Annotated in this window: 1 protein-coding gene; it reads right to left on the minus strand. The window is 51.0% G+C overall.

Features of this window, described 5'->3' with window-relative positions; all coding sequences use genetic code 11:
* Positions 1 to 57: 57 nt before the first annotated feature.
* Complete coding sequence (locus tag Q0614_RS03710) at positions 58 to 705, minus strand: GNAT family N-acetyltransferase (RefSeq protein ID WP_298786625.1); 648 nt, start codon at positions 703 to 705, stop codon at positions 58 to 60.
* Positions 706 to 1,018 lie beyond the last annotated feature (313 nt).

A 1,018-nucleotide genomic window follows, 5' to 3' on the forward strand; every position in this document is an offset into this window, starting at 1 on the left:
CGCGGGCTGGTTTTGCAGATGCTTGCCGATGGGCTTTTGCATCCACGCCATATCGTACTAGCGGCCGAATTTATAGGCGCAGCGCTCGAATTTTCCGACGAAGCGAAAGCCCATGCGCTCGTGAAATCGCACGCTCGCGTCGTTTAGATATTCGTCATCCCCGCAAGCGATGCAAGTGTTCATATCTACGATGTTTTGAGCCTTGAGTGCGCGCTGTAGCGCCTCGTAGAGCAGCCTGCCGATGCCCAGAGCGCGCGCGTTTTGCGACACGTAAACCGAGCTTTCTGCCGACCAATCGTATGCCGCCCGCTCTTTGAAAACCGAAGCGTAGGCGTAGCCTAGGATTTGTTCGTGTTTTAAATTTGCGCCGCTTTGCTTTGCCGCGACGATTAAATTTGCGCCATTTTGTTTCGTCGCGGCGTTTGTGCGATCTCGCGCTTCGTCTGCGGGCGAAATTTCACTCTCTGCGCTCGCAGAAATTTTAAAATTTTCATCCCGTTCATCGTTCGCACCTGCCGCCTCGTCGCTTACGTAAGCGAGCAGATAGGGGTATCTTTGCAGCGTTTGCTCGATGCGCTCTGCAAATTCTGCGGCGCCGGGCACGTCGTATTCGAAGCTGATCGCTGTTTGCTTTACGTAGGGCGCGTAAATTTCAAGCAGTGCCTCCGCATCTTGCGGCGTTGCGAGCCGCAGTTTTATCCGCATAAAATCTCCTTTAAATTTCGCCGTTTTGTATAATTTCGGTTTTAAGCTTATCTAAATTTACCGCCGCGACCGGCTTTTAAATTTAGCGGGAATTTTATCTTGCGCGCAAAACGGCTAAATTTCAGAGGCGTGTTTTGAGCGCGTAAATTTTAAAATTTAACCCGCGCAAGCCCTCTATTCGCCGAAAAGTCGCCAAAACTCGGGCGCAAATTTCGTCGGCGCAAATTCTATGATCTCATATTTTGCGACGCCATTTTTAAAGAACGGATCTTGCGCGATGATCTCATCAAGCTCCGCGCGGTCTTTGGCGTTG

Source organism: uncultured Campylobacter sp., assembly GCF_937997595.1.
GTDB lineage: Bacteria > Campylobacterota > Campylobacteria > Campylobacterales > Campylobacteraceae > Campylobacter_B.